The sequence below is a fragment of the Streptomyces sirii genome, from assembly GCF_045690365.1.
GTDB lineage: Bacteria > Actinomycetota > Actinomycetes > Streptomycetales > Streptomycetaceae > Streptomyces > Streptomyces sirii.
In genome coordinates this window covers 4,303,273-4,327,449 of record NZ_CP147982.1, presented here as the reverse complement: position 1 = coordinate 4,327,449, position 24,177 = coordinate 4,303,273, and the positions used below count along the sequence as shown (strand labels likewise).

The 24,177-nt window shown below is 71.7% G+C and carries 19 protein-coding genes; 10 read left to right on the top strand and 9 right to left on the bottom strand.

The features are described from left to right. Window positions 1-287 precede the first annotated feature (287 nt). The 6 genes from WAB15_RS19350 to WAB15_RS19325 all read left to right on the top strand — a co-directional run bounded on the left by WAB15_RS19350 (window position 288) and on the right by WAB15_RS19325 (window position 8,167). Window positions 288-1,085, top strand: coding sequence for a redox-sensing transcriptional repressor Rex (locus WAB15_RS19350; protein ID WP_407287005.1), 798 nt, complete (start codon window positions 288-290; stop codon window positions 1,083-1,085). Window positions 1,086-1,149: 64 nt separating this feature from the next. Beyond that, window positions 1,150-2,556 (top strand): glutamyl-tRNA reductase, encoded by a 1,407-nt coding sequence (locus tag WAB15_RS19345; RefSeq protein WP_399146427.1) that lies wholly within the window; start codon window positions 1,150-1,152, stop codon window positions 2,554-2,556. Further along, window positions 2,553-3,569: a hydroxymethylbilane synthase gene (gene hemC / locus WAB15_RS19340; protein WP_407287004.1), complete on the top strand. Its 1,017-nt coding sequence runs from the start codon at window positions 2,553-2,555 to the stop codon at window positions 3,567-3,569. The genes WAB15_RS19345 and hemC overlap by 4 nt, the downstream gene beginning before the upstream one ends. Continuing rightward, the gene (locus WAB15_RS19335; RefSeq protein WP_407287003.1) at window positions 3,566-5,224 is read left to right on the top strand and encodes a uroporphyrinogen-III synthase; all 1,659 of its coding nucleotides are present in this window, start codon (window positions 3,566-3,568) and stop codon (window positions 5,222-5,224) included. The genes hemC and WAB15_RS19335 overlap by 4 nt, the downstream gene beginning before the upstream one ends. Before the next feature lie 175 nt (window positions 5,225-5,399). Next, complete coding sequence (hemB, locus tag WAB15_RS19330; RefSeq protein WP_407287002.1) at window positions 5,400-6,389, top strand: porphobilinogen synthase; 990 nt, start codon at window positions 5,400-5,402, stop codon at window positions 6,387-6,389. 209 nt (window positions 6,390-6,598) lie between these two features. Next, window positions 6,599-8,167 (top strand): CocE/NonD family hydrolase, encoded by a 1,569-nt coding sequence (locus WAB15_RS19325; RefSeq protein WP_407287001.1) that lies wholly within the window; start codon window positions 6,599-6,601, stop codon window positions 8,165-8,167. A gap of 24 nt (window positions 8,168-8,191) precedes the next feature. Here WAB15_RS19325 and bla read toward each other — a convergent pair whose 3' ends face one another. Both bla and argS read right to left on the bottom strand, forming a co-directional pair. Further along, window positions 8,192-9,130: a class A beta-lactamase gene (bla, locus tag WAB15_RS19320; protein ID WP_407287000.1), complete on the bottom strand. Its 939-nt coding sequence runs from the start codon at window positions 9,128-9,130 to the stop codon at window positions 8,192-8,194. A gap of 98 nt (window positions 9,131-9,228) precedes the next feature. Further along, window positions 9,229-10,995: an arginine--tRNA ligase gene (gene argS / locus WAB15_RS19315; RefSeq protein WP_399146433.1), complete on the bottom strand. Its 1,767-nt coding sequence runs from the start codon at window positions 10,993-10,995 to the stop codon at window positions 9,229-9,231. 187 nt (window positions 10,996-11,182) lie between these two features. Here argS and lysS point away from each other — a divergent pair, with 187 nt between their 5' ends. Next, window positions 11,183-12,955, top strand: a complete 1,773-nt coding sequence (lysS, locus tag WAB15_RS19310; RefSeq protein ID WP_399146434.1) for a lysine--tRNA ligase — start codon at window positions 11,183-11,185, stop codon at window positions 12,953-12,955. A gap of 124 nt (window positions 12,956-13,079) precedes the next feature. Further along, complete coding sequence (locus WAB15_RS19305; RefSeq protein ID WP_399146435.1) at window positions 13,080-13,295, top strand: hypothetical protein; 216 nt, start codon at window positions 13,080-13,082, stop codon at window positions 13,293-13,295. A 426-nt stretch (window positions 13,296-13,721) separates the two neighbouring features. Here WAB15_RS19305 and WAB15_RS19300 read toward each other — a convergent pair whose 3' ends face one another. The 3 genes from WAB15_RS19300 to WAB15_RS19290 all read right to left on the bottom strand — a co-directional run bounded on the left by WAB15_RS19300 (window position 13,722) and on the right by WAB15_RS19290 (window position 16,939). Continuing rightward, on the bottom strand, window positions 13,722-14,951 hold the full coding sequence (locus WAB15_RS19300) for a DUF2637 domain-containing protein (RefSeq protein ID WP_407286999.1): 1,230 nt from the start codon (window positions 14,949-14,951) through the stop codon (window positions 13,722-13,724). Window positions 14,952-15,138: 187 nt separating this feature from the next. After that, window positions 15,139-15,852, bottom strand: a complete 714-nt coding sequence (locus WAB15_RS19295; RefSeq protein ID WP_407286998.1) for a DUF3558 domain-containing protein — start codon at window positions 15,850-15,852, stop codon at window positions 15,139-15,141. A 205-nt stretch (window positions 15,853-16,057) separates the two neighbouring features. Beyond that, on the bottom strand, window positions 16,058-16,939 hold the full coding sequence (locus tag WAB15_RS19290; protein ID WP_399146438.1) for a hypothetical protein: 882 nt from the start codon (window positions 16,937-16,939) through the stop codon (window positions 16,058-16,060). Window positions 16,940-17,101: 162 nt separating this feature from the next. Between WAB15_RS19290 and WAB15_RS19285 the strand changes: the two genes are divergently transcribed. Further along, window positions 17,102-18,295, top strand: coding sequence for an RtcB family protein (locus WAB15_RS19285; protein ID WP_399146439.1), 1,194 nt, complete (start codon window positions 17,102-17,104; stop codon window positions 18,293-18,295). A 93-nt stretch (window positions 18,296-18,388) separates the two neighbouring features. Here the strand turns inward: WAB15_RS19285 and WAB15_RS19280 are convergent, their stop codons facing one another. The 3 genes from WAB15_RS19280 to WAB15_RS19270 all read right to left on the bottom strand — a co-directional run bounded on the left by WAB15_RS19280 (window position 18,389) and on the right by WAB15_RS19270 (window position 21,641). Then, on the bottom strand, window positions 18,389-20,032 hold the full coding sequence (locus WAB15_RS19280) for an alpha/beta hydrolase (protein WP_407286997.1): 1,644 nt from the start codon (window positions 20,030-20,032) through the stop codon (window positions 18,389-18,391). Between the two features lie 437 nt (window positions 20,033-20,469). Beyond that, on the bottom strand, window positions 20,470-21,228 hold the full coding sequence (locus WAB15_RS19275; protein WP_407286996.1) for an SDR family oxidoreductase: 759 nt from the start codon (window positions 21,226-21,228) through the stop codon (window positions 20,470-20,472). Between the two features lie 77 nt (window positions 21,229-21,305). After that, the gene (locus WAB15_RS19270; RefSeq protein WP_407286995.1) at window positions 21,306-21,641 is read right to left on the bottom strand and encodes a YnfA family protein; all 336 of its coding nucleotides are present in this window, start codon (window positions 21,639-21,641) and stop codon (window positions 21,306-21,308) included. Window positions 21,642-21,715: 74 nt separating this feature from the next. On the opposite strand from WAB15_RS19270, the gene WAB15_RS19265 reads away from it, so the two are divergent. Then, a complete protein-coding gene (locus WAB15_RS19265; protein ID WP_407286994.1) occupies window positions 21,716-22,459 on the top strand; it encodes an AAA family ATPase in 744 nt (247 codons plus the stop codon). Here the strand turns inward: WAB15_RS19265 and WAB15_RS19260 are convergent. After that, the gene (locus WAB15_RS19260) at window positions 22,413-24,095 is read right to left on the bottom strand and encodes an FAD-dependent oxidoreductase (RefSeq protein ID WP_407286993.1); all 1,683 of its coding nucleotides are present in this window, start codon (window positions 24,093-24,095) and stop codon (window positions 22,413-22,415) included. The genes WAB15_RS19265 and WAB15_RS19260 overlap by 47 nt on opposite strands. Window positions 24,096-24,177: the final 82 nt, after the last annotated feature.

Sequence of the window (24,177 nt, the reverse complement as noted above, 5' to 3'; positions counted from 1 at the left end):
CGACTACCATCGGTGGGCGATTTGTAGGCGTGTGGGGGTATAGCGGTGAGGAGTGAGGGCCCGTGCTCCCGTCGGTGCTGCCGTGTTTCACGAGCGGCGCGAGTGAACGGTGTGACGTGGGAGTTGGTTCCGCGAAGGCCCGTAAAAGCCGCGTGACCCCCATCACTTTGGCCGGGCAAAACGGACACCATCTTTGTGCACGCGTTCACAAAGACATAGCCTGCAGTGGACAGGGCGGTCGGGTTCCGTACGGGCGCCCGCAGCCCCGCTCTACCCGCAGGAGCACCGTGGCAACTGGCCGAACTCACCGACCGGCGACCCGAAGCCGAGGGATTCCCGAGGCCACCGTCGCCAGGCTTCCGCTGTATCTGCGCGCACTGACCGCGCTCTCCGAGCGCTCGGTGCCCACGGTCTCCTCCGAGGAGCTCGCGGCCGCGGCGGGGGTCAACTCCGCCAAGCTGCGGAAGGACTTCTCCTACCTGGGCTCCTACGGGACCCGGGGCGTCGGCTACGACGTGGAGTACCTCGTCTACCAGATCTCGCGGGAACTGGGCCTGACCCAGGACTGGCCGGTTGTGATCGTCGGTATCGGTAACCTCGGCGCCGCCCTCGCCAACTACGGCGGCTTCGCCTCCAGGGGCTTCCGCGTCGCCGCGCTGATCGATGCCGACCCGGCCATGGCCGGCAAGCCCGTCGCCGGTATCGCGGTCCAGCACACCGACGAGCTGGAACACATCATCGGGAGCAACGGCGTCTCGATCGGCGTGATCGCCACGCCGGCCGGGGCCGCCCAGCAGGTCTGCGACCGCCTGGTCGCCGCCGGCGTCACCTCGATCCTCAACTTCGCGCCGACCGTGCTGACCGTCCCCGACGGGGTCGACGTACGCAAGGTCGACCTGTCGATAGAGCTGCAGATCCTCGCCTTCCACGAGCAGCGCAAGGCGGGCGAGGAGGGCGGACCCGAGAGCGGCGCCGCGGCCCCGGCCGACCGTGCCGAAGCCGCCGCCGTCGGCGACGCCGCCGCTGCCGTCGGCGGCGACCGCAAGGGACCGGACGGGGACGTCCCCGCCGTGATGCCGGCATGAGCGAGCGAATCATCGAAAGGTGCGTCACAGGCGCAGGCTGTGCCTCGCGAAGCGAGGTGCGAGCATGAGCCTTCTTGTCGTCGGACTGAGTCATCGCAGCGCGCCGGTGAGCGTGCTGGAGCGGGCCGCGCTCGCCCCGGAGGCGCGCGGCAAGCTGCTGCAGGACGCGGTGTCGGCCGAGCCGGTCACCGAGTCCGCGGTGCTCTCCACCTGCAACCGCATCGAGGTCTACGCCGACGTGGACAAGTTCCACGCCGGTGTCGCCGAGCTGTCCACCCTCCTGGCGCGCCACGGCGGTGCCGCCCTGGAGGAGCTCACCCCCTACCTCTACGTCCACTACGAGGACCGCGCCGTCCACCACCTGTTCTCGGTGGCCTGCGGCCTGGACTCGATGGTCATCGGCGAGGGCCAGATCCTCGGCCAGATCAAGGACGCGCTGGCCGTCGCCCAGGAGCAGCACACCGCCGGGCGGCTGCTGAACGACCTGTTCCAGCAGGCCCTGCGGGTCGGTAAGCGCGCCCACAGCGAGACCGGCATCGACAAGGCCGGCCAGTCGCTGGTCACCTTCGGCCTGGAGCAGCTGGCGGCCGGCCGGGACGTCGAGGCCTGGGCACGCGGTAAGCGCGCGCTGGTCATCGGCGCCGGTTCGATGTCGTCGCTGGCCGCCACCACCCTGGTGCGGGCCGGCATCGGCGAGCTCGCGGTCGCCAACCGTACGGTGGCGCGCGCCGAGCGGCTCGTCGAGATCCTCACCGAGCCGGGCGGGCCCGGCGCCGGTGGGGGTACCTCCCTGTTCGAGCGGAGCCGAGAACTTGGGGGAGGGCTGCGCGCCCGGGCGGCGGCGATGAGCTGTGTCGAGCACGAGCTGGCGGTCGCCGACATCGTGGTCTCCTGCACCGGCGCGACCGGCCTGGTCCTCGGCGGCGAACTGGTCGCGACCGCGCTGGAGGGCCGCGAGGCGCCGCTGGCGCTGCTCGACCTCGCCATGCCGCGCGACATAGACGCCGCGGTGCACCGCATCGAGCGCGCGCACCTCGTCGACATCGAGTCGCTGGCCGACGCCTCCGCCGACGCTCCGATGGCGGCCGACGTGGACAAGGTGCGCGCCATCGTCTCCGACGAGGTCGCGGCCTTCGGCGCCGCCCAGCGCGCCGCGCACATCACCCCGACCGTGGTCGCCCTGCGCACCATGGCCGCGGACGTCGTCGCCGGTGAGATCGCCCGGCTCGACGGCCGCCTGCCCGACCTGGACGACAAGCAGCGCGCCGAGATCACCCAGACCGTGCGCCGCGTCGTCGACAAACTCCTGCACGCGCCCACCGTGCGGGTCAAGCAGCTCGCCAGCGAGCCCGGCGGCGCCGGGTACGCCGACGCGCTGCGCGAACTCTTCGACCTCGACCCCCAGACGGTTGCCGCCGTCAGCCGGGCCGACACGCGCGGCGGCAGCCACGATGCACGGGAGCGGTCATGAACGACAGCACTGACAGAGCCCTCAGGCTGGGCACACGGCGCAGCAAACTCGCCCTGGCCCAGTCCGGACGGATCGCCGAGGCGGTGCGCGAGCTGACCGGCCGCCCCGTCGAGCTGGTGGAGATCACCACCTACGGCGACACCTCCCGCGAGCACCTCGCGCAGATCGGCGGTACCGGCGTCTTCGTCTCCGCGCTGCGCGACGCGCTGCTCGCCGGGGACATCGACTTCGCCGTCCACTCGCTCAAGGACCTGCCCACCACGCAGCCCGAGAACCTCGCCCTGGCCGCGATCCCCGTACGGGAAGACCCCCGTGACGCGCTGATCGCCCGGGACGGGCTCACGTTTGAGCAACTGCCCGACGGCGCCCGGGTGGGGACAGGGTCCCCCAGGAGGATGTCGCAGCTCAACGCCTGGGCCAGGTCGCTGGGCCGGCGCGTGGAGACCGTGCCGATACGCGGGAACATCGACACCCGCATCGGTTTCGTCGAGAAGGGCGAACTGGACGCGGTCGTACTGGCCGCCGCCGGACTCACCCGGATCGGCCGCATCGACGAGGCGACGCAACTGCTGTCGCCCGACGTGGTTCTGCCCGCCCCCGGCCAGGGGGCACTGGCGATCGAGTGTGCTGCGGCCAACGCAGACCTCGTCGCCACGCTCGCCGAGCTCGACGACCCGGACACCCGGGCCGCCGTGACCGCCGAGCGTTCCCTGCTCGCCGCCCTGGAGGCCGGCTGCTCCGCACCCGTCGGAGCGCTTGCCGAGCTTTCCCCAAGCTCTCGACTTCGCTCGAGCAGGGGAGGCCCCAAGGCTGACGAGCAGGCTGTCACCGAATTGCACCTGCGCGGTGTCGTCGGCTCGACCGACGGCAGCACGCTGGTGCAGATGTCCACCACCGGGCACGTACCCGCCTCTCCCGACGATGTCTCGACCCCGCAGAACATGGGCCGGGAACTCGCCGCCGAGATGCTCGCGAAGGGTGCGGCCGGTCTTATGGGGGAGCGAGCACTTTGAACCCCACCGCCCCAAACCACTCCGCCTCCGGTCAGGTCACCTTCCTGGGTGCCGGGCCGGGAGACCCGGGTCTGCTGACGCTGCGTGCCGTGGAGGCGCTGGCCTCCGCGGACGTACTGATCGCCGACCCGCAGGTGCTGGACGTCGTGCGTGCGCATGCGCGCGCACACGTGGACACACCACTGCAGGCGTCAGCTGACGAGGCGTCAAACCCCGTCTCCCCAAACGGTGTTTCCACCCTTCGGGACACCGCCAATCTTGTCATGACGGCCGCCCGTGCGGGCAAGCGGGTCGTACGGGCGGTCACCGGCGACCCCGGCCTGGACGGAAACGTCGCCGAGGAGATGCTGGCCTGCGCCGCCGAGGGCATCGTCTTCGAGGTGGTGCCCGGCATCGCCGCGGCCGTCGGCGTGCCCGCGTACGCCGGTGTGCCGCTGCGCGACGCCCAGGGCACCGACGTGCGCTTCATCGACGCACGCTGCGCCGATGACCGCTGCTGGGCCGAGCTGGGCACCAGCGACGCCACCGCCGTGGTCTCCACGACCCTCGACGCCGTCGCCGCGGCCGCCGGCGAACTGGTCTCCGCGGGCCGCAAGCCGGACACCCCGATGACCGTCACCGTCGCCGGCACCACCACCCGCCAGCGCACCTGGACCGCCACCCTCGGGTCCATCGCCCAGGTGCTCAAGGCCGCGAAGGTGCTGCCCTCGGCCGACGGCGGCCAGCCGGTCATAGCCGTGGTCGGTGAGCGCAGCGCCGCCGCGCAGCGCGACCGCCTTTCGTGGTTCGAGTCCAAGCCGCTCTTCGGCTGGCGGGTGCTCGTGCCGCGTACGAAGGAGCAGGCCGCGTCGCTCTCCGACCAGCTCGTCTCGTACGGCGCGGTGCCGCACGAGGTCCCGACCATCGCCGTCGAACCGCCGCGTACCCCGCAGCAGATGGAGCGCGCGGTCAAGGGCCTGGTCACCGGCCGCTACGAGTGGATCGCCTTCACCTCGGTCAACGCGGTCAAGGCGGTGCGGGAGAAGTTCGAGGAGTACGGGCTCGACGCCCGCGCCTTCGCCGGGATCAAGGTCGCCGCGGTCGGCGAGCAGACCGCCAAGGCGCTGGTCGCCTTCGGCGTGAAGCCCGACCTGGTGCCGAGCGGCGAGCAGTCCGCCGCCGGGCTGCTGGAGGACTGGCCGCCCTACGACCCGGTCTTCGACCCGATCGACCGGGTGTTCCTGCCGCGCGCCGACATCGCCACCGAGACGCTGGTGGCGGGCCTGATCGAGCTGGGCTGGGAGGTCGACGACGTCACCGCCTACCGGACCGTGCGCGCCTCGCCGCCGCCGGCCGAGACCCGGGAAGCCATCAAGGGCGGTGGCTTCGACGCGGTGCTCTTCACATCGTCGTCGACCGTGCGGAACCTCGTCGGCATCGCCGGCAAGCCGCACAACGTGACGGTGATCGCCTGCATCGGCCCGGCCACCGCCAAGACGGCCGAGGAGCACGGGCTGCGGGTGGACGTCATGTCGCCGGAGCCTTCGGTGCACAAGCTGGCCGAGGCCCTCGCGGACTTCGGCGCGGCGCGGCGCGATGCCGCGATCGAGGCCGGTGACCCGGTCACCCGGCCCAGCGAGCGCCGACCGGGCTCGCGGCGGCGGGCTCGCAGCTGACGCTGAAGCCGACATCGAACCAGGAAGGGCGCCTCGTTATCGGGGCGCCCTTCCTGTGTGTCCGGCCGGCTGTTCGTCCGCCGTCGGTGCTCGGCGGCGTACGGCAGGAGGTCCGTTCAGGCGGCCGACGCGGCGTCGGCATGGGAGGGTGCGGGGCGGGCGTAGCGTGGGCGGTATGACGAAGTACGGAAGCTTTCCGGGGGCGCGGCCGCGGCGGCTGCGTACCACCCCCGCCATGCGACGGATGGTCGCGGAGTACCGCCTGCACCCGTCCGATCTGATCCTCCCGGCGTTCGTGCGGGAGGGCGTCGACGAGCCGGTGCCGATCGGCGCCATGCCGGGCGTCGTCCAGCACACCCGCGACACGCTGCGGAAGGCCGCGGTCGAGGCGGCCGCGGCCGGCGTCTCGGGGATCATGCTCTTCGGCGTCCCGCTCGACGAGAAGAAGGACGCCGCGGGGACGGCCGGTACGGACCCCGACGGGATCCTCCAGCTCGCCATCCAGGACGTGCGGGCCGAGGTCGGCGACGACCTCGTGATCATGTCGGACCTGTGCCTGGACGAGTACACCGACCACGGCCACTGCGGTGTGCTGGACGCCCAGGGCCGGGTCGACAACGACGCGACGCTGGAGCGGTACGCCGAGATGGCGCAGGTCCAGGCCGACGCCGGCGTCCACGCCGTCGGGCCCAGCGGCATGATGGACGGCCAGGTCGGCGTCGTCCGCGACGCGCTGGACCAGACCGGCCACGAGGACGTCTCGATCCTCGCCTACACCGCGAAGTACTCGTCGGCGTTCTACGGCCCCTTCCGCGAGGCCGTGGGCTCGTCGCTGAAGGGCGACCGCAAGACCTACCAGCAGGACCCGGCCAATCTCCGCGAGTCGCTGCGCGAGCTGGCGCTCGACCTCGACGAGGGCGCCGACATGGTCATGGTCAAGCCGGCGCTGCCGTACCTGGACGTGCTGGCGAAGATCGCGGACGCGGTGGACGTGCCGGTGGCGGCGTATCAGATCTCGGGTGAGTACGCGATGGTCGAGGCGGCTGCCGAGAAGGGCTGGATCGACCGGGACAGGGCCATCCTGGAGACGCTGACCGGCATCAAGCGGGCCGGGGCGAACATGATCCTGACCTACTGGGCGACGGAGGTCGCGCGGGGGCTGTGATCCCCCGCCGGTGGTTCATCGCCGGTGATCCGCCGGCTGTGATCCATCTCGCCCGACGGTGCTGTTTGGGGGAGTCGAGGTGCGCGCATTCATGATCGTACGCAGCGGTTCTGCGCCTCAATTCCCCTGAAGAGAAGAGCACTTCGGACGTGTTACGTTCCCGCTTGGTCAGATGCGCGGTGGTCCCGGCCACCGCGCTTGCCCTTTCCATGGCCACCCCCGCCGTCGCCGAGGCCCGGCCGTCGGCTCCGGCCGCACCGGCCTCGGCCGCGGCGCCCTTCCAGCTGGTGAAGATCCCCGGTGTCAACGGCGACAAGCTGGACGGCGCCGCCTGGATCCACCCGGACGACGCGCCGCGCCCCGCCATCGTCCTGCCGTCCCCCTGGACGCAGGCGGGCTGGCACACCTACGCGGTCATGGCGACGAAGTACGCGCTGTCCGGCTACAACGTCCTGGCCTACTCCGCGCGCGGCTTCGGCTCCTCGGAGGGCGAGGTCGACGCGGGCGGCCCGCTGGACGTCCAGGACGGCTCCAAGGCGCTGGACTACCTCATCGCGCACGCGCCGGGGCGTACCACCAAGGTCGGCTTCGCCGGACTGTCGTACGGCTCCGGCCTCAGCCAGCTGATCGCCGCCCACGACTCCCGGGTGGACGCGGTCGCCGCGCTGAGCACCTGGGGCGACCTGGGCGAGTCGTTCTACGAGAACCGCACCCGGCACCTGGGCTCCGTACGGGCCCTGCAACTCGTCGCGGGCAACGCCCGTCTCAGCGCGAGCACCCGCCAGGAATTCTCGGACCTCCTCGCCAACCGCAACATCCCGCAGGCGCTGGCCTGGGCGAAGCAGCGCTCCCCGCAGACGTACCTCAACCAGCTCAACAAGCGTAAAGTGCCGGTCCTCTACGCCCAGGCGTGGCACGAGACGCTCTTCCCCTCCAACCAGTCGCTGAAGACGTTCAACGCCCTGACCGGGCCCAAGCGGATCGACCTGTCCGTGGGGGACCACGCCGGCCCGGAGATGACCGGCCTGGGGGGCCTGCCCAACCACGTCACCAACGACGCCAAGCGCTGGTTCGACCGCTTCCTCAAGGGCGAGCGCAACGGCATCGACACCGAGGGCCAGGTCAACAGCCAGGTGATGTGGAAGTACTGGCCGTGGCTGCGCGAAACCCGGCCCACCTGGGGCGCGTTCACCGAGCGCACCCAGCGCCTCAACCTGGCCGCACCCGGGCGCGAACGCACCGACGGTGTGCTGCGCGCCGCGCCGTCCACCGGCTGGCAGATGCCCATCACCTCCGGCAAGGACACCACCGCGAGCGTCGCGGGGAAGATCGTCTTCGCCGCGGGCTACGCGGAGATGGCGGGCCTGCCCAAGACCTACCGGACCGACTCCATCTCCCGTGAGAACGCGGCCGTATGGACCGGCGCGCCCCTGGAGGCCACCACCCGGCTGCGCGGCGCCCCCAAGCTGCGGCTGACCTACACGCCCACCACGGCCCGGTCGACGGTCATCGCCCACCTCTTCGACGTCGACGCCGACGGCAAGGCGCACATCATCACCCATGCGCCGTTCACCGCACCGGAGGGCAGCGCGGGCCGGCCCGTCACCGCCGACATCGCCCTGCAGGCCGCCGCGTACGACGTCCCGCAGGGCCATCGGCTGATGCTGGTCGTCGACACCAAGGACCCGCTCTACGGCGACGCGAACGGCGCCGGCGGCGCCCTCACCTTCGGCTCGCCCCGGGCCGCGCCGTCCTATCTGGACGTGCCGACCGGCTGACGGTGCCGACCGGTTGACGTGCCCTCAGCCCGCCACCGCCCGGGCCAGCACCCTCGTCACGTCCGCGATCAGCGGGTTGTCGTAGGTCGCGGCCCGGTCCGCCTTGCGGGTCAGCACCGCCAGCACGATCGGGGTGCCGTCCGCGGTCCAGGCCACGCCCACGTCGTTGCCGGTGCCGTACGCGCCGGAGCCCGTCTTGTCGGCGATCGCCCAGTCCTTGGGCAGACCGGCGCGGAAGCGCTCGACGTTCGTCTCGTTGGCCTTCATCCACGCCGTCAGCCGGTCGCGGTCGGCGGCGGGCAGGACGTCGCCGACCAGGACGCGGGCGAAGGTGCGGGCGATGGCGTACGGGGTGGTGGTGTCCGTCCGGCGCCAGGGCTCGGCGGTGTTCAGCTCCGGCTCCCAGCGGTCCAGGCGGGTGACCGGGTCGCCGAGGGAGCGGGCGAAGGCGGTGACCGCCCTCGGCCCGCCCAGCTCGCGCAGCAGCAGGTTGCCGGCCGTGTTGTCGCTGGTCCGCAGGGTCGCGTCGCACAGCTCGGCGACGGTCATCCCCGTCGCGACGTGGTACTTGGTCACCGGGGAGCCGTCGATCACGTCGTCGGCGGTGTAGTGGATGCGGCGCGCCAGCGTCTCGCCGTCCTGGTCGAGATCGCGCAGTACGGCGGAGACGGCGAGGGCCTTGAAGGTCGAGCACATCGCGAAGCGGGTGTGCGGCCGGTAGGCGACGGTCGCACCGGTGGCGGTGTTGTGGGCGAAGGCCCCGACGCGGGCCCGGTGCGCGCGCTCCAGGCGGCGCAGCGCCGCGTGCGGGCCGGTGGCGGGGGTGGCCGCGCCGGCGGGTGCGGCGGTGGCGGGTGCGGCGGTGGCGGCCAGGAAACCGGCTGCCAGGAGGCCGGCTCCGGTGCCCAGCGCGGCGCGCCGGCTCGGTGCGGTGTGCGTCGTGGGACTGCTGTGCTCGTACATCGCTTGATGCGCCTCCCCGGGAGAAAAAACGGCGCGGCCCCGTACAACACCGTGGTGGTACGGGGCCGTTGGCCTTCGGAGCCTAGGCGAGATAGGCCTCAGAGGCGCTCGGGAGTACGGATTCCGAGCAGGGCCATGCCCTTGTGGAGGGTGCGGCCGGTCAGGTCGACGAGGAAGAGGCGGTTCTCGACCACCTCGACGGGGTTGTCGGCGCTGACGACCTGGCACTTCTCGTAGAACGCGGTCAGGTGCGAGGCGAGCTGGTACAGATACGCGGCGAGCCGGTGCGGCTCGTAGGACGCCGCGGCCTCGGCGAGCACCTCGCCGAACTGGTCGAGGTGGAGGCCCAGGGCCCGCTCCGCCGGGTGCAGCGGCAGCTCGGGGTGGGCGGCCGGGCGGGTGTCGCCGGCCCTGCGCTTGATCGACTGGATCCGGGCGTAGGCGTACTGGAGGTACACCGACGTGTCGCCGTTGAGCGACACCATCTGGTCCAGGTCGAACTTGTAGTCCCGGGCCGGGGAGGTCGACAGGTCGGCGTACTTCACCGCGCCGATGCCGACGTACCGCCCGTTCTCGACGATCTCCGCCTCGCTCAGGCCCACCTTCTCGGCCTTCTCCCGCACGACCGCGGTCGCCCGCTCGGCGGCCTCGTCGAGCAGGTCCTCCAGGCGGACCGTCTCGCCCGCACGGGTCTTGAACGGCTTGCCGTCCGCGCCGAGCACGGTGCCGTAGCCCATGTTGTGGGCCTTGACGTCGTCGCCGAGCCAGCCCGCCCGGCGGGCCGTCTCGAAGACCATCCGGAAGTGCAGGGACTGGCGGACGTCCACGACGTACAGCAGCGTCGTCGCGTCCAGGTCGAAGACCCGGTTGCGGATCGCGGAGAGGTCCGAGGCCGCGTAGCCGAAGCCGCCGTCCGCCTTCTGCACGATCAGCGGCACTGGCTGGTCGTCCTTGCCGCGGATCTCGTCGAAGAAGACGACGAGCGCGCCCTCGGAGCGCTCCGCGACACCGGACTCCTCGAGCAGCCGCGCCGTCTCGGCCATCATGTCGTTGTACGCCGACTCGCCGACGATCTCCTCGTCGCGGATCTCCATGTCCAGCTTCTCGAAGACCGAGTAGAAGTAGACCTTCGACTCGTCCACGAACCGCTGCCACAGGTCGAGGGTCTCCTTGTCGCCGGACTGCAGGGCGACGACCCGCTTGCGCGCCCGCTCCTTGAACCCCTCGTCGGAGTCGAAGACCGCGCGCGAGGCCTTGTACACCCGGTTGAGGTTGCTCATCGCCTGCTCGCCGTCGACGTCGGCCGCCGGGGCCAGCTCGCCGGGGTTCTCGATCAGGTACTGGATGAGCATGCCGAACTGGGTGCCCCAGTCGCCGATGTGGTGCCGGCCGATCGTCTTCTCGCCGGTGAAGTCGAGCATGGCGCGCAGCGCGTCGCCGATGACCGCCGAGCGCAGGTGGCCGACGTGCATCTCCTTCGCCACGTTCGGCTGGGCGTAGTCGACGACCGTGACGCCCGGGTTCTCCTTCAGCGGCACGCCGAGCCGGTCGCCGTCGGCGGCGCGGGCGGCCAGCGTCCTGACGATCGCCTCGTCCGCGATCGTGATGTTGAGGAAGCCGGGGCCGGAGACCTCGATCTCCTTGATCAGATCGGCGGCGTCGATGCCGTCCACGACCTTGCCCGCCAGCTCCCGGGGGTTGCCCTTGAGCTTCTTGGCCAGCGCCAGCATGCCGTTGGCCTGGAAGTCGGCCCGGTCGCTTCGTCGCAGCAGCGGGTCGGCGGCACCGGCCTCCGGCAGGGCTGCCGAGAGGGCGTCCGCGACACGCTGGTTGACGGAGGCTGCGAGGGAAGGGACCGAGGCCATGAAGCTGCACTCTCTTCTACGAGGAGGTGTCGTCGGAGTGGAAAGGGTTTGCCAAGGAGTATCCCACGCCACTACCACTGAATTTTCGTACGGCGGGTGTCTGGGAGAATGGCACCGTCAGGCTTTTGCGCGTCATCCGGCGCAAGAGGGCGCAGCCGGAAACCACCAGGAAGAGGAAGGGCCGATCGTGGCTCAGCAGAGCACCGAGACCGACTGGGTCTCCAGGTTCGCGGACGAGGTCATTGCCGAGGCGGAGCGCCGCGCCCCGGGCAAAATGACATCGGGTGCTTCCGCACCGGGCCCGGCGGACGCCTCCGCCCCGGTGATCGTCTGCGCCTCGGGCCTGAGCCCCTCCGGCCCGATCCACCTGGGCAACCTCCGCGAGGTCATGACCCCGCACCTGGTCGCCGACGAGATCCGCCGCCGCGGGTACACGGTGCGCCACCTCATCTCCTGGGACGACTACGACCGCTACCGCAAGGTCCCGGCGGGCGTCGCGGGCATCGACGAGTCCTGGGCCGAGCACATCGGCAAGCCGCTGACCTCGGTCCCGGCCCCGGCCGGCTCCGCGTACCCGAACTGGGCCGAGCACTTCAAGGCCGCCATGATCGAGGCGCTGGCCGAGATGGGCGTGGAGTACGACGGCATCAGCCAGACCGAGCGGTACACCTCCGGCGCCTACCGCGAGCAGGTCCTGCACGCGATGCGGCACCGGGCGAAGATCGACGGGATCCTCGGCCAGTACCGCACGAAGAAGGGCCCCGCGAAGAAGTCCCAGAAGCCCGTCGACGAGGCCGAGCTGGAGGCCGCCGAGGGCTCCGGCGCGGCGAGCGAGGACGACGGCAGTGGCGGCTCGTCCGGCTACTTCCCGTACAAGCCCTACTGCGGGCAGTGCGAGAAGGACCTCACCACCGTCACCGCCTACGACGACGAGACCACCGAGCTGTCCTACACCTGCACGGCGTGCGGCTTCGGCGAGACGGTCCGGCTGAGCGAGTTCGACCGCGGCAAGCTGGTCTGGAAGGTCGACTGGCCGATGCGCTGGGCGTACGAGGGCGTGGTCTTCGAGCCGTCCGGTGTCGACCACTCCTCGCCCGGCTCCTCCTTCGTCGTCGGCGGCCAGATCGTCCGCGAGGTCTTCGACGGCGCCCAGCCCATCGGCCCCATGTACGCCTTCGTCGGCATCAGCGGCATGGCCAAGATGTCCTCCTCCAAGGGCGGCGTGCCCACCCCGGGCGACGCGCTGAAGATCATGGAGGCGCCGCTGCTGCGCTGGCTCTACGCCCGCCGCAAGCCCAACCAGTCCTTCAAGATCGCCTTCGACCAGGAGATCCAGCGGCTCTACGACGAGTGGGACAAGCTGGCGGGCAAGGTCGCCGACGGCGCCGCCCAGCCCGCGGACGAGGCCGCCTACGTCCGGGCGGTCGGCACCGCGGCCGGCCCGCTGCCGACCACCCCGCGTCCGCTGCCGTACCGCACCCTGGCCTCGGTCATGGACATCACCGCCGGGCACGACGAGCAGACACTGCGCATCCTCAGCGACCTCGACCCCGACAAGCCGGTCACCTCGCTGGACGAGACCCGGCCCCGGCTCGACAGGGCCGAGTACTGGATCACCACCCAGGTGCCGGCCGACCAGCGCACCATCGTCCGCGACGAGCCGGACAAGGAGCTGCTGGCCACCCTCGACGAGCAGGCCCGCGGCTCGCTGCGGCTGCTGCTCGACGGCCTCGACGAGCACTGGTCGCTGGACGGTCTGACGACCCTGGTCTACGGCGTGCCGAAGGTCCAGGCGGGTCTGGAGCCGGACGCCAAGCCGACTCCGGAACTCAAGGCCGCCCAGCGCGCGTTCTTCGCGCTGCTCTACCACCTGCTGGTCGGCCGGGACACCGGGCCGCGGCTGCCCACGCTGCTGCTGGCCGTCGGTGCCGACCGGGTGCGCAAGCTGCTCGGCGGCTGACGTTGCGGCGATGAGCCGTTGCCGCTGAGTCGTAGACGCCGTCTCGGGCGTGCGACTCAGGGGTGAGAAGGGGTTCGGCCCCGGGGAGGAGGATCCCCGGGGCCGAACCCTTCACGCTGAAGCCATGAGGGGATTCATCGGTTTCATCGTCATGATCCAGGGCGCTGCGGGCTTCATCGGGCAGACGTTCTTCGACCATGCCTGGGGCCTGCTGCCCCACTGGTTCGAGCTGCCGTCGATCGCCTACGTCGGCCTCTTCGCGGTCGGCGCCGCGCTGGCCGTATGGGGCGACATGGACAAGAAGCGCAGGCAGAAGCGGGCGGAGTCGGGGGCGGCCTGAGGAGCGGTCGGGCTGAGGTCTTCCCGGTCCAGGCGCCTACCGGGCTGGGGCTGGTCGGCCTTGGGATCGGCCTGATGGGGCGCTGGCCGGCCAGGCGGGAATTCTCCTTCACCTACGCCTTGTTGTGGCCTGCAAGGGGCGCGCGCGACCCCTACGGGACGTGCCCCTACGGGCTGCGCTTGTGACGGGACGTGCCGCTTCGGGACGTGCTCGGTCGTGCAACTGCTCGGTATCCGGCGGGAGTTCGGGTCCGGGCGTGGGCTCCGGGTCGCGGTCGCGCTGTTCGGGGATCGGCGGCGGGTCGCCGGCGTTGCCCGGCGGGCGGATACGGCCGGGGCCCTGGGCGGCATCAGCCGATTCGCAGGTATGCGGGCCAGAAGTAGGTAAGAACCGGTTGGCTTCCAACGGGCCCGATACTGCGGCGCGTTACGCGATGTGCTCTTCCATCAGCTCCGCGTTGAGGCGGTCGCTGAACTGGTCCACGTAGCGGTTCAGGTCCCGCCCCGGCAGCCGGATCGCGTACTGCGCCTCCAGATTCGCCGCGAACGCGCCCGGCGTCGGCATGCCTTCGCCTTCTATCGAGCGCCGGAACACCTGGTAGAGGTCCTCGTCGGTGGGGGACGCGGCCGGCTCCGGGGAAGGCCGCGGGTCCGCCTCCGGGATGCCCTTGCCGAGCGGGCGCGTCCCACCGGCACCGGTCGGCACCGGGATCTGCGGCTCGGGCTCCGCAGCGGGCTGCGGCATACGTGGCGCCGGCACCGGGACCTGGCCGTGCGCCGGCACCGGCTCCTGCTCGTCGTACGCGGGCTGATGCTCCCGCTCCGCGACGTACGCCGGGTCGTAGTCACCCTGGTACGACACGCGCTGCGACGCCGCGAACCACTGGCTCGGCAGCTCCTGGCCCGGCTCCTGGGCCTGTGGCTCCAAAGCGGGCGTCACGGACCGCTCCGGCGCCGGCAGCAGCTGCGGTTCGATGCCCGCGGCGGCGAGCCCCGCGGGGGCGGTCTCCGCCAGCGGCACTCCGTACCGGGCGAGCCGCAGCGGCATCAGGGACTCCACGGGAGCCTTGCGACGCCAGCTCCGCCCGAACCGCGAACGCAGGCGCGCCTGGTACACCAGCCGTTCCTGTTCCAGCTTGATCACCGCCTCGTACGACCGCAGCTCCCACAGCTTCATCCGCCGCCACAACAGGAACGTCGGGACCGGCGACAGCAGCCAGCGCGTGATGCGCACACCCTCCATGTGCTTGTCCGCCGTGATGTCGGCGATCCGCCCGACGGCGTGCCGGGCGGCCTCGACGGTGACGACGAACAGCACCGGGATGACGGCGTGCATGCCCATGCCCAAGGGATCGGACGCCGCCGCGGCATTGAACGCGACCGTCGCGACGGTCAGCACCCACGCCGTCTGCCGCAACAGCGGGAAGGGCATACGGATCCAGGTCAGCAGCAGGTCCAGCGCGAGCAGGACGCAGATGCCCGCGTCGATCCCGATGGGGAAGAAGTAGGCGAAGTCGCCGAAGCCCTTCTTGACGGCCAGGTCGCGTACGGCCGTGTAGGAGCCGGCGAAGCCGATGGCGGCGATGACCACCGCACCGGTGATGACCACTCCGATGAGTATCCGGTGTGTGCGTGTCAGCTTCAGTGGCGCGGCCACCCGAGACCCCTTCTCGTCGGTCTGTTGCGAGCGACAGCCTGGCACATGCGTACGGGCGCGTGTGTGGCGGTGCGGACAGAGCCGGGTCGCGAGGACGAACGGGGCCGCGTAAGGAGCCGGTGAAGCCGGCCGCGGTGATCACCGCGGCCCCGGCCGGGCCGGAGCGCGGCCGGGGCGGTGTGCTGCGTCAGGCGTTCGCCTTGGTGGCGGCGGTGACCGCTTCCTTGGCGGCGGCCTGGGCCTGCTTGAGCAGGTCGGCGGCCTTGGGGGCGTCGGCGCCGGCCAGGCCCGCGCCGTTGAAGTTGATGGTGACGACGATGTTGGACAGGCGGGCGACGACCGTCGTGTTCTTGAAGTCGTTGCCCTCCTTCTTCACGTCGTAGGTGATCGCGGTGGACTCGTCGCCGGTGCCGGCCGTCTTGGCGGTCTTCAGCTTCTTGGCGCCCTTGACGGCCTGACCTGCGGAGACCTGCTTGGTGTAGAACTCGGTGGCCCGCTTCTCGGCGGAGCCGACGCCCGGCTCGGAGTCGTAGCGCTGGTAGCCGATGTCCAGCCAGCGGAACTGGGTGCCGTCGACGCCCTGCTCGTCGGAGCTGTTCCAGGAGCAGGTGCCGTGCGCGGAGTTGTCCGAGGACTTGCCCTGCTCGCCGGAGGCGTCCTTCACCTTGGGCAGCATCTTCTTGATGGAGCCCTTGGCGAACGCCTCGCACGGGTTCGGCAGCTGCTTGTACTTCGCGGGCGCGACGGTCGGCGACGGCTTGCCCGTCTTGCCGGAGGCGGACGCGGAGGAGGAGGCATCACCGGAGCTGTCGCTGTCCGAGCCGGAGCAGCCGGCGACGAGCAGCACCGGTACTGCTGCGCAGGTGAGGAGGCTGGCGAGGCGCTTGGCTGAACGGTGCATGGTTCCTTCGCTGTTCGTCGTCGTCGGTTCGGCCCGGCCGTGGGGTCGGCCGTGCGGGCCGCCCCACCGCGCGAACGGGGCGGGGCTAGGGGGCACGGTACGCGGCGCGGCGGGATGTGTGACGGTTTCGTGTTGATGAAAAGGAAGGGTGAATCGGGTATTTGAGGACTTAGGTGGATGGTTGGGGTGATATGCCCAAACCGGACTATTCGCTGAGGCTCTCGACCAGCTCGCCGGCCAGCGAACGGGCCTTGTCCTGCAGTTCCTGGCTGTCCGGCAACATCGTCTTGTCCGTGGACCACTGGTCGTACGCGATCGTCACGATGACGTTCGACGTGCGAAAGACCACAGTTACGTCACGGTGTACACCGGAGTCCGCGGTGACCAATTTGTCATTGAGGAACGCCGCGTCCCCCAGGTCGTCCAGCACGCGCGGAGCGGTCGAACCGCTCGGGTCCGCGCTCGGCTCGGACGCCTCGGACTCCTTGCCCGCCTTCCCCTTTTCGTCCGCCTTGCCCGTCTTGTCTGCCTTTTCGGCCTTGTTGGCCTCGTTGGCCTCGGCGTCCTGCGGCTTCGCGGTGGTGGAGGGGGGTGGGGTGCCCGGCGACGCCGAGCCGGTGGCGCCGGCCGGGATCTGCGCGGCCAGCTCCTTGGCGTCGTAGGTCTCCTGCGCCTTGTCGTCATCGCTGACCGCGGAGTCGTAGGAGACCACGCGCTGGATGTCGACGGTCAGATGGCGGGTGCCGGCGGTGGTCTCGCGGGTCCAGCGGCAGCCGACCCGGCGGTCGGTGTCGTAGGTGATGTCGGCCTGCCCGCCGTAGACCTTGTCGGCCTCGGCGCCCGAGAGGTGCTGGCCGTCGCCGGGCAGCATGCCGCGCACGGTGCCGCGCGCGGGCAGCCCGCAGGCCTCCGGGAGGGTCTGGTAGCGGCCCGGTTCGGCGGCCTGACTGGCGGCGGTGGCGTCACCGCTCTTCGCGTCGACGGCGCCGGCGTCGGTGCCGGAGCCGCCGGTGCAGCCGGTGAGGCCGGCGGCCAGCGCCGCGGCGGCCACCAGTACGGCACCGGGTACGAACGGCTTCCGTGGCATCGTTCGCGGCTCCTTCCCCTGTGAAATGCGGTTGCCGCCGGGCGGCGGCCGATGGACACAATGTCTATCGCACGTTTTGCCGCGCACGCCGGTCCGGCGTCCAAGATCGTATATCTTGTCCGGCTTTTGCGTTTTTCATGTTTTCGGGGGAATGAGGAAGTTATGTCGTACGTCGAAGTGCCAGGAGCGCAGGTACCGATCCGGATGTGGACAGACCCGGCCACGGTCGAGGACGTCGCGATGCAGCAACTGCGCAACGTCGCCACGCTCCCGTGGATCAAGGGCCTGGCCGTGATGCCCGATGTGCACTTCGGCAAGGGCGCTACGGTCGGCTCGGTGATCGCGATGCGCGGCGCGGTCTGCCCGGCGGCGGTCGGCGTCGACATCGGCTGCGGGATGAGCGCGGTGCGGACCTCGCTCACCGCCAACGACCTGCCCGGCGACCTCTCCCGGCTCCGGTCGAAGATCGAGCAGGCGATTCCGGTGGGCCGGGGGATGCACGCCGATCCGGTCGACCCCGGGCGGCTGCACGGCTTCCCGACCGCGGGCTGGGGCGACTTCTGGGCGCGCTTCGACGGCGTCGCCGACGCGGTCAAGTTCCGTCAGGAGCGTGCCACCAAGCAGATGGGTTCGCTGGGGTCCGGCAACCACTTCTGGGAGTTCTGCATCGACGACGACCAGTCGGTGTGGATCATGCTGCACTCGGGATCGCGCAACATCGGCAAGGAGCTGGCCGAGTACCACATGGGCGTGGCCCAGAAGCTGCCGCAGAACCAGGGGCTGGTCGACCGCGACCTCGCCGTCTTCATCGCGGACACCCCGCAGATGGCGGCGTACCGCAACGACCTGTTCTGGGCGCAGGAGTACGCCAAGCACAACCGCGAGATCATGATGGCGCTGTCGCAGGACGTGATCCGCCGGGAGTTCAAGAAGGCCAAGGTGACCTTCGACGAGGTCATCTCCTGCCACCACAACTATGTGGCGGAGGAGCGGTACGACGGCATGGACCTGCTGGTGACCCGCAAGGGCGCGATCCGGGCGGGCGGCGGCGACTACGGCATCATCCCGGGCTCGATGGGCACCGGCTCGTACATCGTCCGCGGCCTGGGCAACGCCGCGTCGTTCAACTCCGCCTCGCACGGCGCCGGCCGCAGGATGAGCCGGAACGCCGCCAAGAAGCGGTTCTCCACGCGGGACCTGGAGGAGCAGACGCGGGGTGTGGAGTGCCGCAAGGACTCCGGAGTGATCGACGAGATCCCGGGCGCCTACAAGCCGATCGAGAAGGTCATCGATCAGCAGCGCGACCTGGTCGAGGTGGTCGCCCATCTCAAGCAGGTCGTGTGTGTGAAGGGCTGAGCCGGCGAAGAGCCTTGCCGCCCCGCTTCGGCTGACCTGCGGTGCTCCGCCGGCTGAGCTGCCGCGCTTCGGCCGGCCGGCGTGGCCGTCGGCTCAGGGGGGCGAGGTCCGCCGTCGCTCGCCGCCGGTGGCCCCGCCGCCGCTCGGTTCGGGCGCGGCGAAAGGGGGGCGGTCCTGCCGACAGGTCGTTCCGGCCGGCGGGAGGGTGCCGTCGATGAGGTAGCGGCTCTCGTGGTCCTTGACGCAGGCGCTGGGGTTGATCAGTTCGGTGTGGCCGTATCCGTCGTGGGTGAGCAGGCGGGCGTCGGCCAGCTCCCCGGCCAGGGCCTGCGCGTCCGCGTAGGGAGTGGCGGGGTCGTAGCGGGTGCCGACGACCAGGACGGGGTGTGGCGTCGGCCTGTTCCACGGGCCGCGGTAGCGCTCGGCCGCCCCGGCCGGCCAGGAGGTGCAGCCGGCGGTGGCCCAGGTCCAGTAGCGTCCGGCGTCGCCCGCCCGGACGGCGGCGGCCTCCTCCAGGGCCCGGTAGGCGCCGGGGGCACGCGGATTGGGGCTTTCGCCGCAGACCACCGCACCGGCCTGTTCTTCGCCCGTGTACGGATTCGGCCACGGCACCGGTTGTTCGGGCGGGGCCGGGGGCGGCTTGGGGGTACGGCCCTGCCAGAGGCTCTGCAGCCGGCCGGCGAGGTCCGTCCAGCCGGGGCGGACGACGTAGAGGCTGCTCACCACGTCGCCGACCGTACGGCCGTAGGTCCACTCGCCCACGGGGTGTGCCCGCAGCCGCCGCATCAGCCGGTCGAACTTCTCCCGGGTCGCCTTGGGACTGCCGGCGGAGAAGGCGCAGCCGGCGCTGGTGGCGGACCCGCACAGGGCGAGGAACCGGTCCAGGACCGCCGCCGCGCCGCGGTCCGATCCCATGCGCAGGAACGTGGTGAGCCGGGGGGCCGCGTCGGAGGCGTGGTTCGTCCAGGCCTGCGGGTCGATGTTGCTGTCGAGGACCATGGCGCGGACCCTGCCGGGGAAGAGGTTGGCGTAGGTGGCGCCCAGGATCGTGCCGTAGGACGTTCCGAGGTAGGTCAGTCGCGGCTCGCCCACCGCCCGGCGGAGCCCGTCGAGGTCGCGGGCGGTGTCGGCGGTCGACACATGGCGCAGCAGCGCGGGGTCGCGCCGCTCGCAGCGCCGGGCCAGATCCCGGTACGCGGCGAACCAGGCGGCCCGCTGCGCCTCGCCCACCGGGAGGCCGGCCGGCTTGCTCGCCGCCCACGCGTCGGCCTCCTTGCGACTCGCGAAGCAGTTCACCGCGGTGCTGCTGCCGATGCCGCGGGGATCCCAGCTGACGATGTCGAACCGCTCGCGCACCTCGCGCGGGAAGAACGCGTAGTTCTGCGGCATCTGCACGGTTCCGGGTCCGCCGGGTCCGCCCGGGTTGAAGAACAGGGTGCCGATGCGCCGACCGGGGCCGGTCGCCTTCCGCTTGACGAGCGCCAGCTCGATGGTGCGGCCGCCGGGGTTGCGGTAGTCCAGCGGCACCTTCGCGGTCGCGCAGTCGAACCGGCCGCCCGGGACACAGGGGTGCCATGCCGGCCGCGGGGCGGGCGACGGAGGTGCCGGCGGGCCGCCGACCGCGGAGGCCAGTACTGCCGAACAGGTCACCACCGCGGCGACGACCGCGCCCTGGCATCTGCGGCCCACCAAGGGCCCGGATGCCCAGGCCATCCCGGCTATCCCGGATATGCGCACGTCCTGTCCTTTCGCGGCTGTGGGCTCTGCCCTCTCGCGGCGGAGTGGCCGACGCCGTCCCCGCGCGGAACGCCGGCGGGCATCCCGGTCCACGACGCCGGGCATCCGTGTCCACGACACCGTGGACCGGGGGCGCGCGCGAGCCGACCGCATCCGAACGGCCGACCGGGGCCGGACCGGGGGCCTCGGCGCGCCGGGCCGCGATGCGCACTCGTACCGGCGGGCTCCGCGGGGTCTGCGGGCCTCGTATCGATCGAACCCACGGCTGCATGAATGCCGCGTGGCATGTCATGGGGCGGGCTGTTCTTCCCGGTCATGCTGAAGTCCAACCGGGCGGCGCTGGAGACCGAGCCGGGAGAGACGAGCACCTTTCGGTGCTGACCACTGCGGCGCGGTGTGGTGCGGTGACCGTCGTGCCGCGCCGCGCGGTCGGTGCCTCAGGAGGTGCGGTGGACCTTCGTGTTGGAGGCCTGGGCGCGGGGGCGGACCACCAGCAGGTCGATGTTGACGTGGGCGGGACGGGTGATGGCCCAGGCGACGGTGTCGGCGACGTCCTCCGCGCTGAGCGGCTGCTCGACGCCTTCGTAGACCTTGGCGGCCTTGCCGGCATCGCCCCGGAAGCGGGTGGTGGCGAACTCGTCGGTCTTGACCATGCCGGGGGCGACCTCGATGACGCGTACGGGCTCGCCGCACAGCTCCAGGCGGAGCGTTTCGGCGATGACATGCGCGCCGTGCTTGGCGGCGACGTATCCACCGCCGCCCTCGTAGGTGCCATGGCCCGCGGTGGAGGACAGCACGACGACGGTGCCCTCGCCGGAGGCGGTGAGCGCGGGCAGCAGGGCCTGCGTCATATGGAGCACGCCGAGCACGTTGACCTCGTACATGGCACGCCAGTCGGCGGGGTCGCCGGTGGCGACCGGTTCCGCGCCGAGGGCGCCGCCGGCGTTGTTGACCAGGACGTCGACGGAGGGGAGACGGTCGAGCTCGGCGGCGAAGGCGTCGACGGCGGCGCGGTCGGTGACGTCGAGCGCATAGGCCCGGGCGTGCGGGAGTTCGGCGGCGAGGGCCTCGATGCGGTCCTTGCGGCGGGCGGTGAGGACCACGTGGTAGCCGGCGGCGGCCAGCGCCCGTGCGGTCGCGGCGCCGATGCCGCTGCTCGCTCCGGTGACGACGGCGGTTCGGGCCTCGGCGGTCATGGCGTTCTCCTCGGGCGGTGGGGTCCCTGCTCGCTCCCCGCTGCGGGGGCGTGCGCGGCCAGGATATGCGGGTGCGGTCAGCGGCTTCTGGGGGCGTACATGATCACTGCCATGCCGGCCAGGCAGATCAGTGCGCCGATGACGTCCCAGCGGTCGGGTCGGTAGCCGTCGGCGACCATGCCCCAGGCCAGCGACCCGGCGACGAAGACACCGCCGTACGCGGCGAGGATGCGACCGAACTCGGCGTCCGGCTGGAGGGTGGCGACGAAGCCGTACACCCCGAGGGCGAGGACTCCGGCACCGATCCAGGCCCAGCCGCGGTGTTCACGGACGCCTTGCCACACCAGCCAGGCGCCGCCGATCTCGAAGAGCGCGGCGACGGCGAAGAGGGCGGCGGAGCGGGCGATCTGCATGACGGAAGCCTAAGGAGGAGCGGCGGGCGTCGGGCGCGGGGCGGTTGTCAGTGGGGTGTGAGAGCTTCGAAGTCATGCTGATCGAGCGGGCTTATGTGGATGTTCCGGAGGGGGAGGGGACGGCCGAGGGCGGCTGGCCCTGGACGGTGCCGTGTGTGCGTCAGCTGGCCGAGGAGGGGCTGGCCTTCCGCGCTCCGGTCACTTTTCTGGTGGGCGAGAACGGCTCGGGGAAGTCGACGTTGGCCGAGGCGCTGGCGGAGGGGTTCGGACTGGATTCCTACGGCGGTTCGGCGGGCTACAAGTACGCCAGCTCGCGGGAGTCGTCGCTGCTGGGCGGGCTGATGCGGTTCGATCCGACCCGCGAGGGGCGCCGGATGGTGCGGGGGCCGCGGACCCGCCGCAAGGGTTTCTTCCTGCGGGCCGAGACCGCGCTGGATGCGCTCAGCGGGGAGCACAGCTCGCTGCGGCTGTCCCGACACCCGGACGAGATGAGCCATGGCGAGGGCTTCCTGCTGGCTCTCCGGGAGCGGTTCACGCAGCCGGGGCTGTACGTGATGGACGAGCCGGAGGCCGCGCTGTCGTTCTCCTCCTGTCTGGAACTGGTCGGGCTGATGAGTGAGCTGGGCCGCGGCGGCGCGCAGATCATCTGCGCCACGCACTCCCCGCTGCTGACCGCGTTGCCCGGCGCGGAGATCGTCGAGGTCGGTGAACACGGCATGCGGTCGGTGCAGTGGGCGGAGCTGGGGCTCGTCGACCACTGGCGGCGCTATCTCAACGATCCGCGGGCGTATCTGCGGCATGTGCTGGCGCCGGGCTGACCGCTGAGGGACGCGGGCCCGTCCCGTCGTCCTCGGGTGCGGCGCCGGTCCACTGCAGCAGGGCGGCGCGCAGGGCCGTGGCGCGCTCGGCGGGGTGGGTGGCGTCGGTGGCCCAGGCGATATGGCCGTCGGGGCGTATGAGAAGAGCGGTACGGCGATCGCTGTCCCAGGCGGCGCGGACGACGCGGCCGTCGGCGGGGAGCGGGCCGGCCCCGTTGCCCGTCGGCTGGGGGGCGGTGGGCTCATCGGCGGGAGCGATGAGCACGAACCTGCCCTGGCGCAGCAGCGCGTAGAGGCGGCTGCCGTCGGCCAGGCGGATGTCCGGGGCGCGGTGCCCGGCGAGCCGGTGGGCGCCCGGCCCGGCCGGATAGGCGATGTCGATGCCGGAGACGGTGCCGATCGCGCGGCGGGCCAGCGGCCGCAGATGAGTGAGGAGCCGGCCGGCGAGTGCGCGGGCCGCCCTGCCCGGCGCGGAGTGCAGCAGCGCGATCCGGAGGATGGCGCCGCTGCTGCGCAGCACCATCTTTCCGACGGGGTGGCGCTCGGCCTGATAGCTGTCCAGGAGCGCGGCGGGGGCGTGGCCCTGGAGCACTGCCGCCAGCTTCCAGCCGAGGTTGGCGGCGTCCTGCAGGCCGGTGTTCATGCCCTGGCCGCCGGCCGGGGAGTGGACATGGGCGGCGTCGCCGGCGAGGAAGACACGGCCCACGCGGTACTGCGGGGCCTGGCGCTCGTCGCTGTGGAAACGCGAGATCCAGCGGGCGTCGTGCATGCCGTAGTCCGTACCGAGGGTGAGCCGGGTGATCTCGCGGACCTCGGCGAGATCGGCGGGGGCGTCGTCATCGGCCTGGCGGTGGCGGTGCCAGCCGATGACGCGGTACCAGCCGTCGCCGAACGAGGCCACCAGGCCGAAGGCGTCCCCGGTGGCGTTGAACGTGAAGGGGGACTCGGGCTCCTGGGCCAGCCGTACGTCGGCCAGGACCAGCGAGCGGATCACGGACTTGCCGGGGAAGGGCAGACCGACGGCCTCGCGGACCGCGCTGCGCACACCGTCCGTGCCGACCAGGTAGGCGGCGCGGGCGCTGCCGCCGCCCCCGGCGCCGCGCAGCCGCACGGTCACTCCGTCCGCGTCCTGGTCGAGGCCGGTCACCTCGGAGCCGTACCGGAACGTCACGCCGGCCTCCCGGGCCCGGCGCTCCAGCAGCCGCTCGACCTCGAACTGGGGCGTGATCAGCACGAACGGGAAGCGGGAGGGGAGCCGGGACGGGTCGAGGGTGGCGGCGCCGAAGAGGCGGAGGCGGGAGATCGGGTGGCCGCCGGCGACCAGCTCGTCGGCGAGGCCGCGGGCGTCGAGCTGCTCCAGGGTGCGGGCGTGGACGGCCAGGGCGCGGGTGAGGTTGCTGGTCGTTTCGGGGCGGCGTTCGACAAGGGTGACGGCGAGGCCGGCCTCGGCGAGGTCTCCGGCGAGCAGCAGGCCCGTCGGGCCGGCGCCGACGACGAGGACATCCGCGTCGCGGGCGGCGTGCCCGGTCCGGGCCGCGGTGCCGCCGCTACTGCTCATGCCGCTACCGCTGTCGGTGCCGCTTCCGCTGCCGGTGGTGCTGTCGGTGGTGCCGGGCTTGCGGTTGATGGCATTCATGGCTGCTGCCTCCTACGCCTCTGCCTGACCACGTCGACGCCTCGTGCGGGTCAACGCATGTGTGCCAACACTTGTTGGTCAA

Bases quoted from the DNA above. Each gene is read 5' to 3' on its own strand.
- WAB15_RS19260 (WP_407286993.1), bottom strand. From the start codon at position 24,095: ATGAATGCCATCAACCGCAAGCCCGGCACCACCGACAGCACCACCGGC.
- WAB15_RS19325 (WP_407287001.1), top strand. From the start codon at position 6,599: ATGGCCACCCCCGCCGTCGCCGAGGCCCGGCCGTCGGCTCCGGCCGCA.
- WAB15_RS19275 (WP_407286996.1), bottom strand. From the start codon at position 21,228: ATGACCGCCGAGGCCCGAACCGCCGTCGTCACCGGAGCGAGCAGCGGC.
- WAB15_RS19290 (WP_399146438.1), bottom strand. From the start codon at position 16,939: ATGCCACGGAAGCCGTTCGTACCCGGTGCCGTACTGGTGGCCGCCGCG.
- WAB15_RS19285 (WP_399146439.1), top strand. From the start codon at position 17,102: ATGTCGTACGTCGAAGTGCCAGGAGCGCAGGTACCGATCCGGATGTGG.
- WAB15_RS19265 (WP_407286994.1), top strand. From the start codon at position 21,716: ATGCTGATCGAGCGGGCTTATGTGGATGTTCCGGAGGGGGAGGGGACG.
- WAB15_RS19295 (WP_407286998.1), bottom strand. From the start codon at position 15,852: ATGCACCGTTCAGCCAAGCGCCTCGCCAGCCTCCTCACCTGCGCAGCA.
- hemC (WP_407287004.1), top strand. From the start codon at position 2,553: ATGAACGACAGCACTGACAGAGCCCTCAGGCTGGGCACACGGCGCAGC.
- WAB15_RS19270 (WP_407286995.1), bottom strand. From the start codon at position 21,641: ATGCAGATCGCCCGCTCCGCCGCCCTCTTCGCCGTCGCCGCGCTCTTC.
- WAB15_RS19345 (WP_399146427.1), top strand. From the start codon at position 1,150: ATGAGCCTTCTTGTCGTCGGACTGAGTCATCGCAGCGCGCCGGTGAGC.
- bla (WP_407287000.1), bottom strand. From the start codon at position 9,130: ATGTACGAGCACAGCAGTCCCACGACGCACACCGCACCGAGCCGGCGC.
- hemB (WP_407287002.1), top strand. From the start codon at position 5,400: ATGACGAAGTACGGAAGCTTTCCGGGGGCGCGGCCGCGGCGGCTGCGT.
- WAB15_RS19305 (WP_399146435.1), top strand. From the start codon at position 13,080: ATGAGGGGATTCATCGGTTTCATCGTCATGATCCAGGGCGCTGCGGGC.
- argS (WP_399146433.1), bottom strand. From the start codon at position 10,995: ATGGCCTCGGTCCCTTCCCTCGCAGCCTCCGTCAACCAGCGTGTCGCG.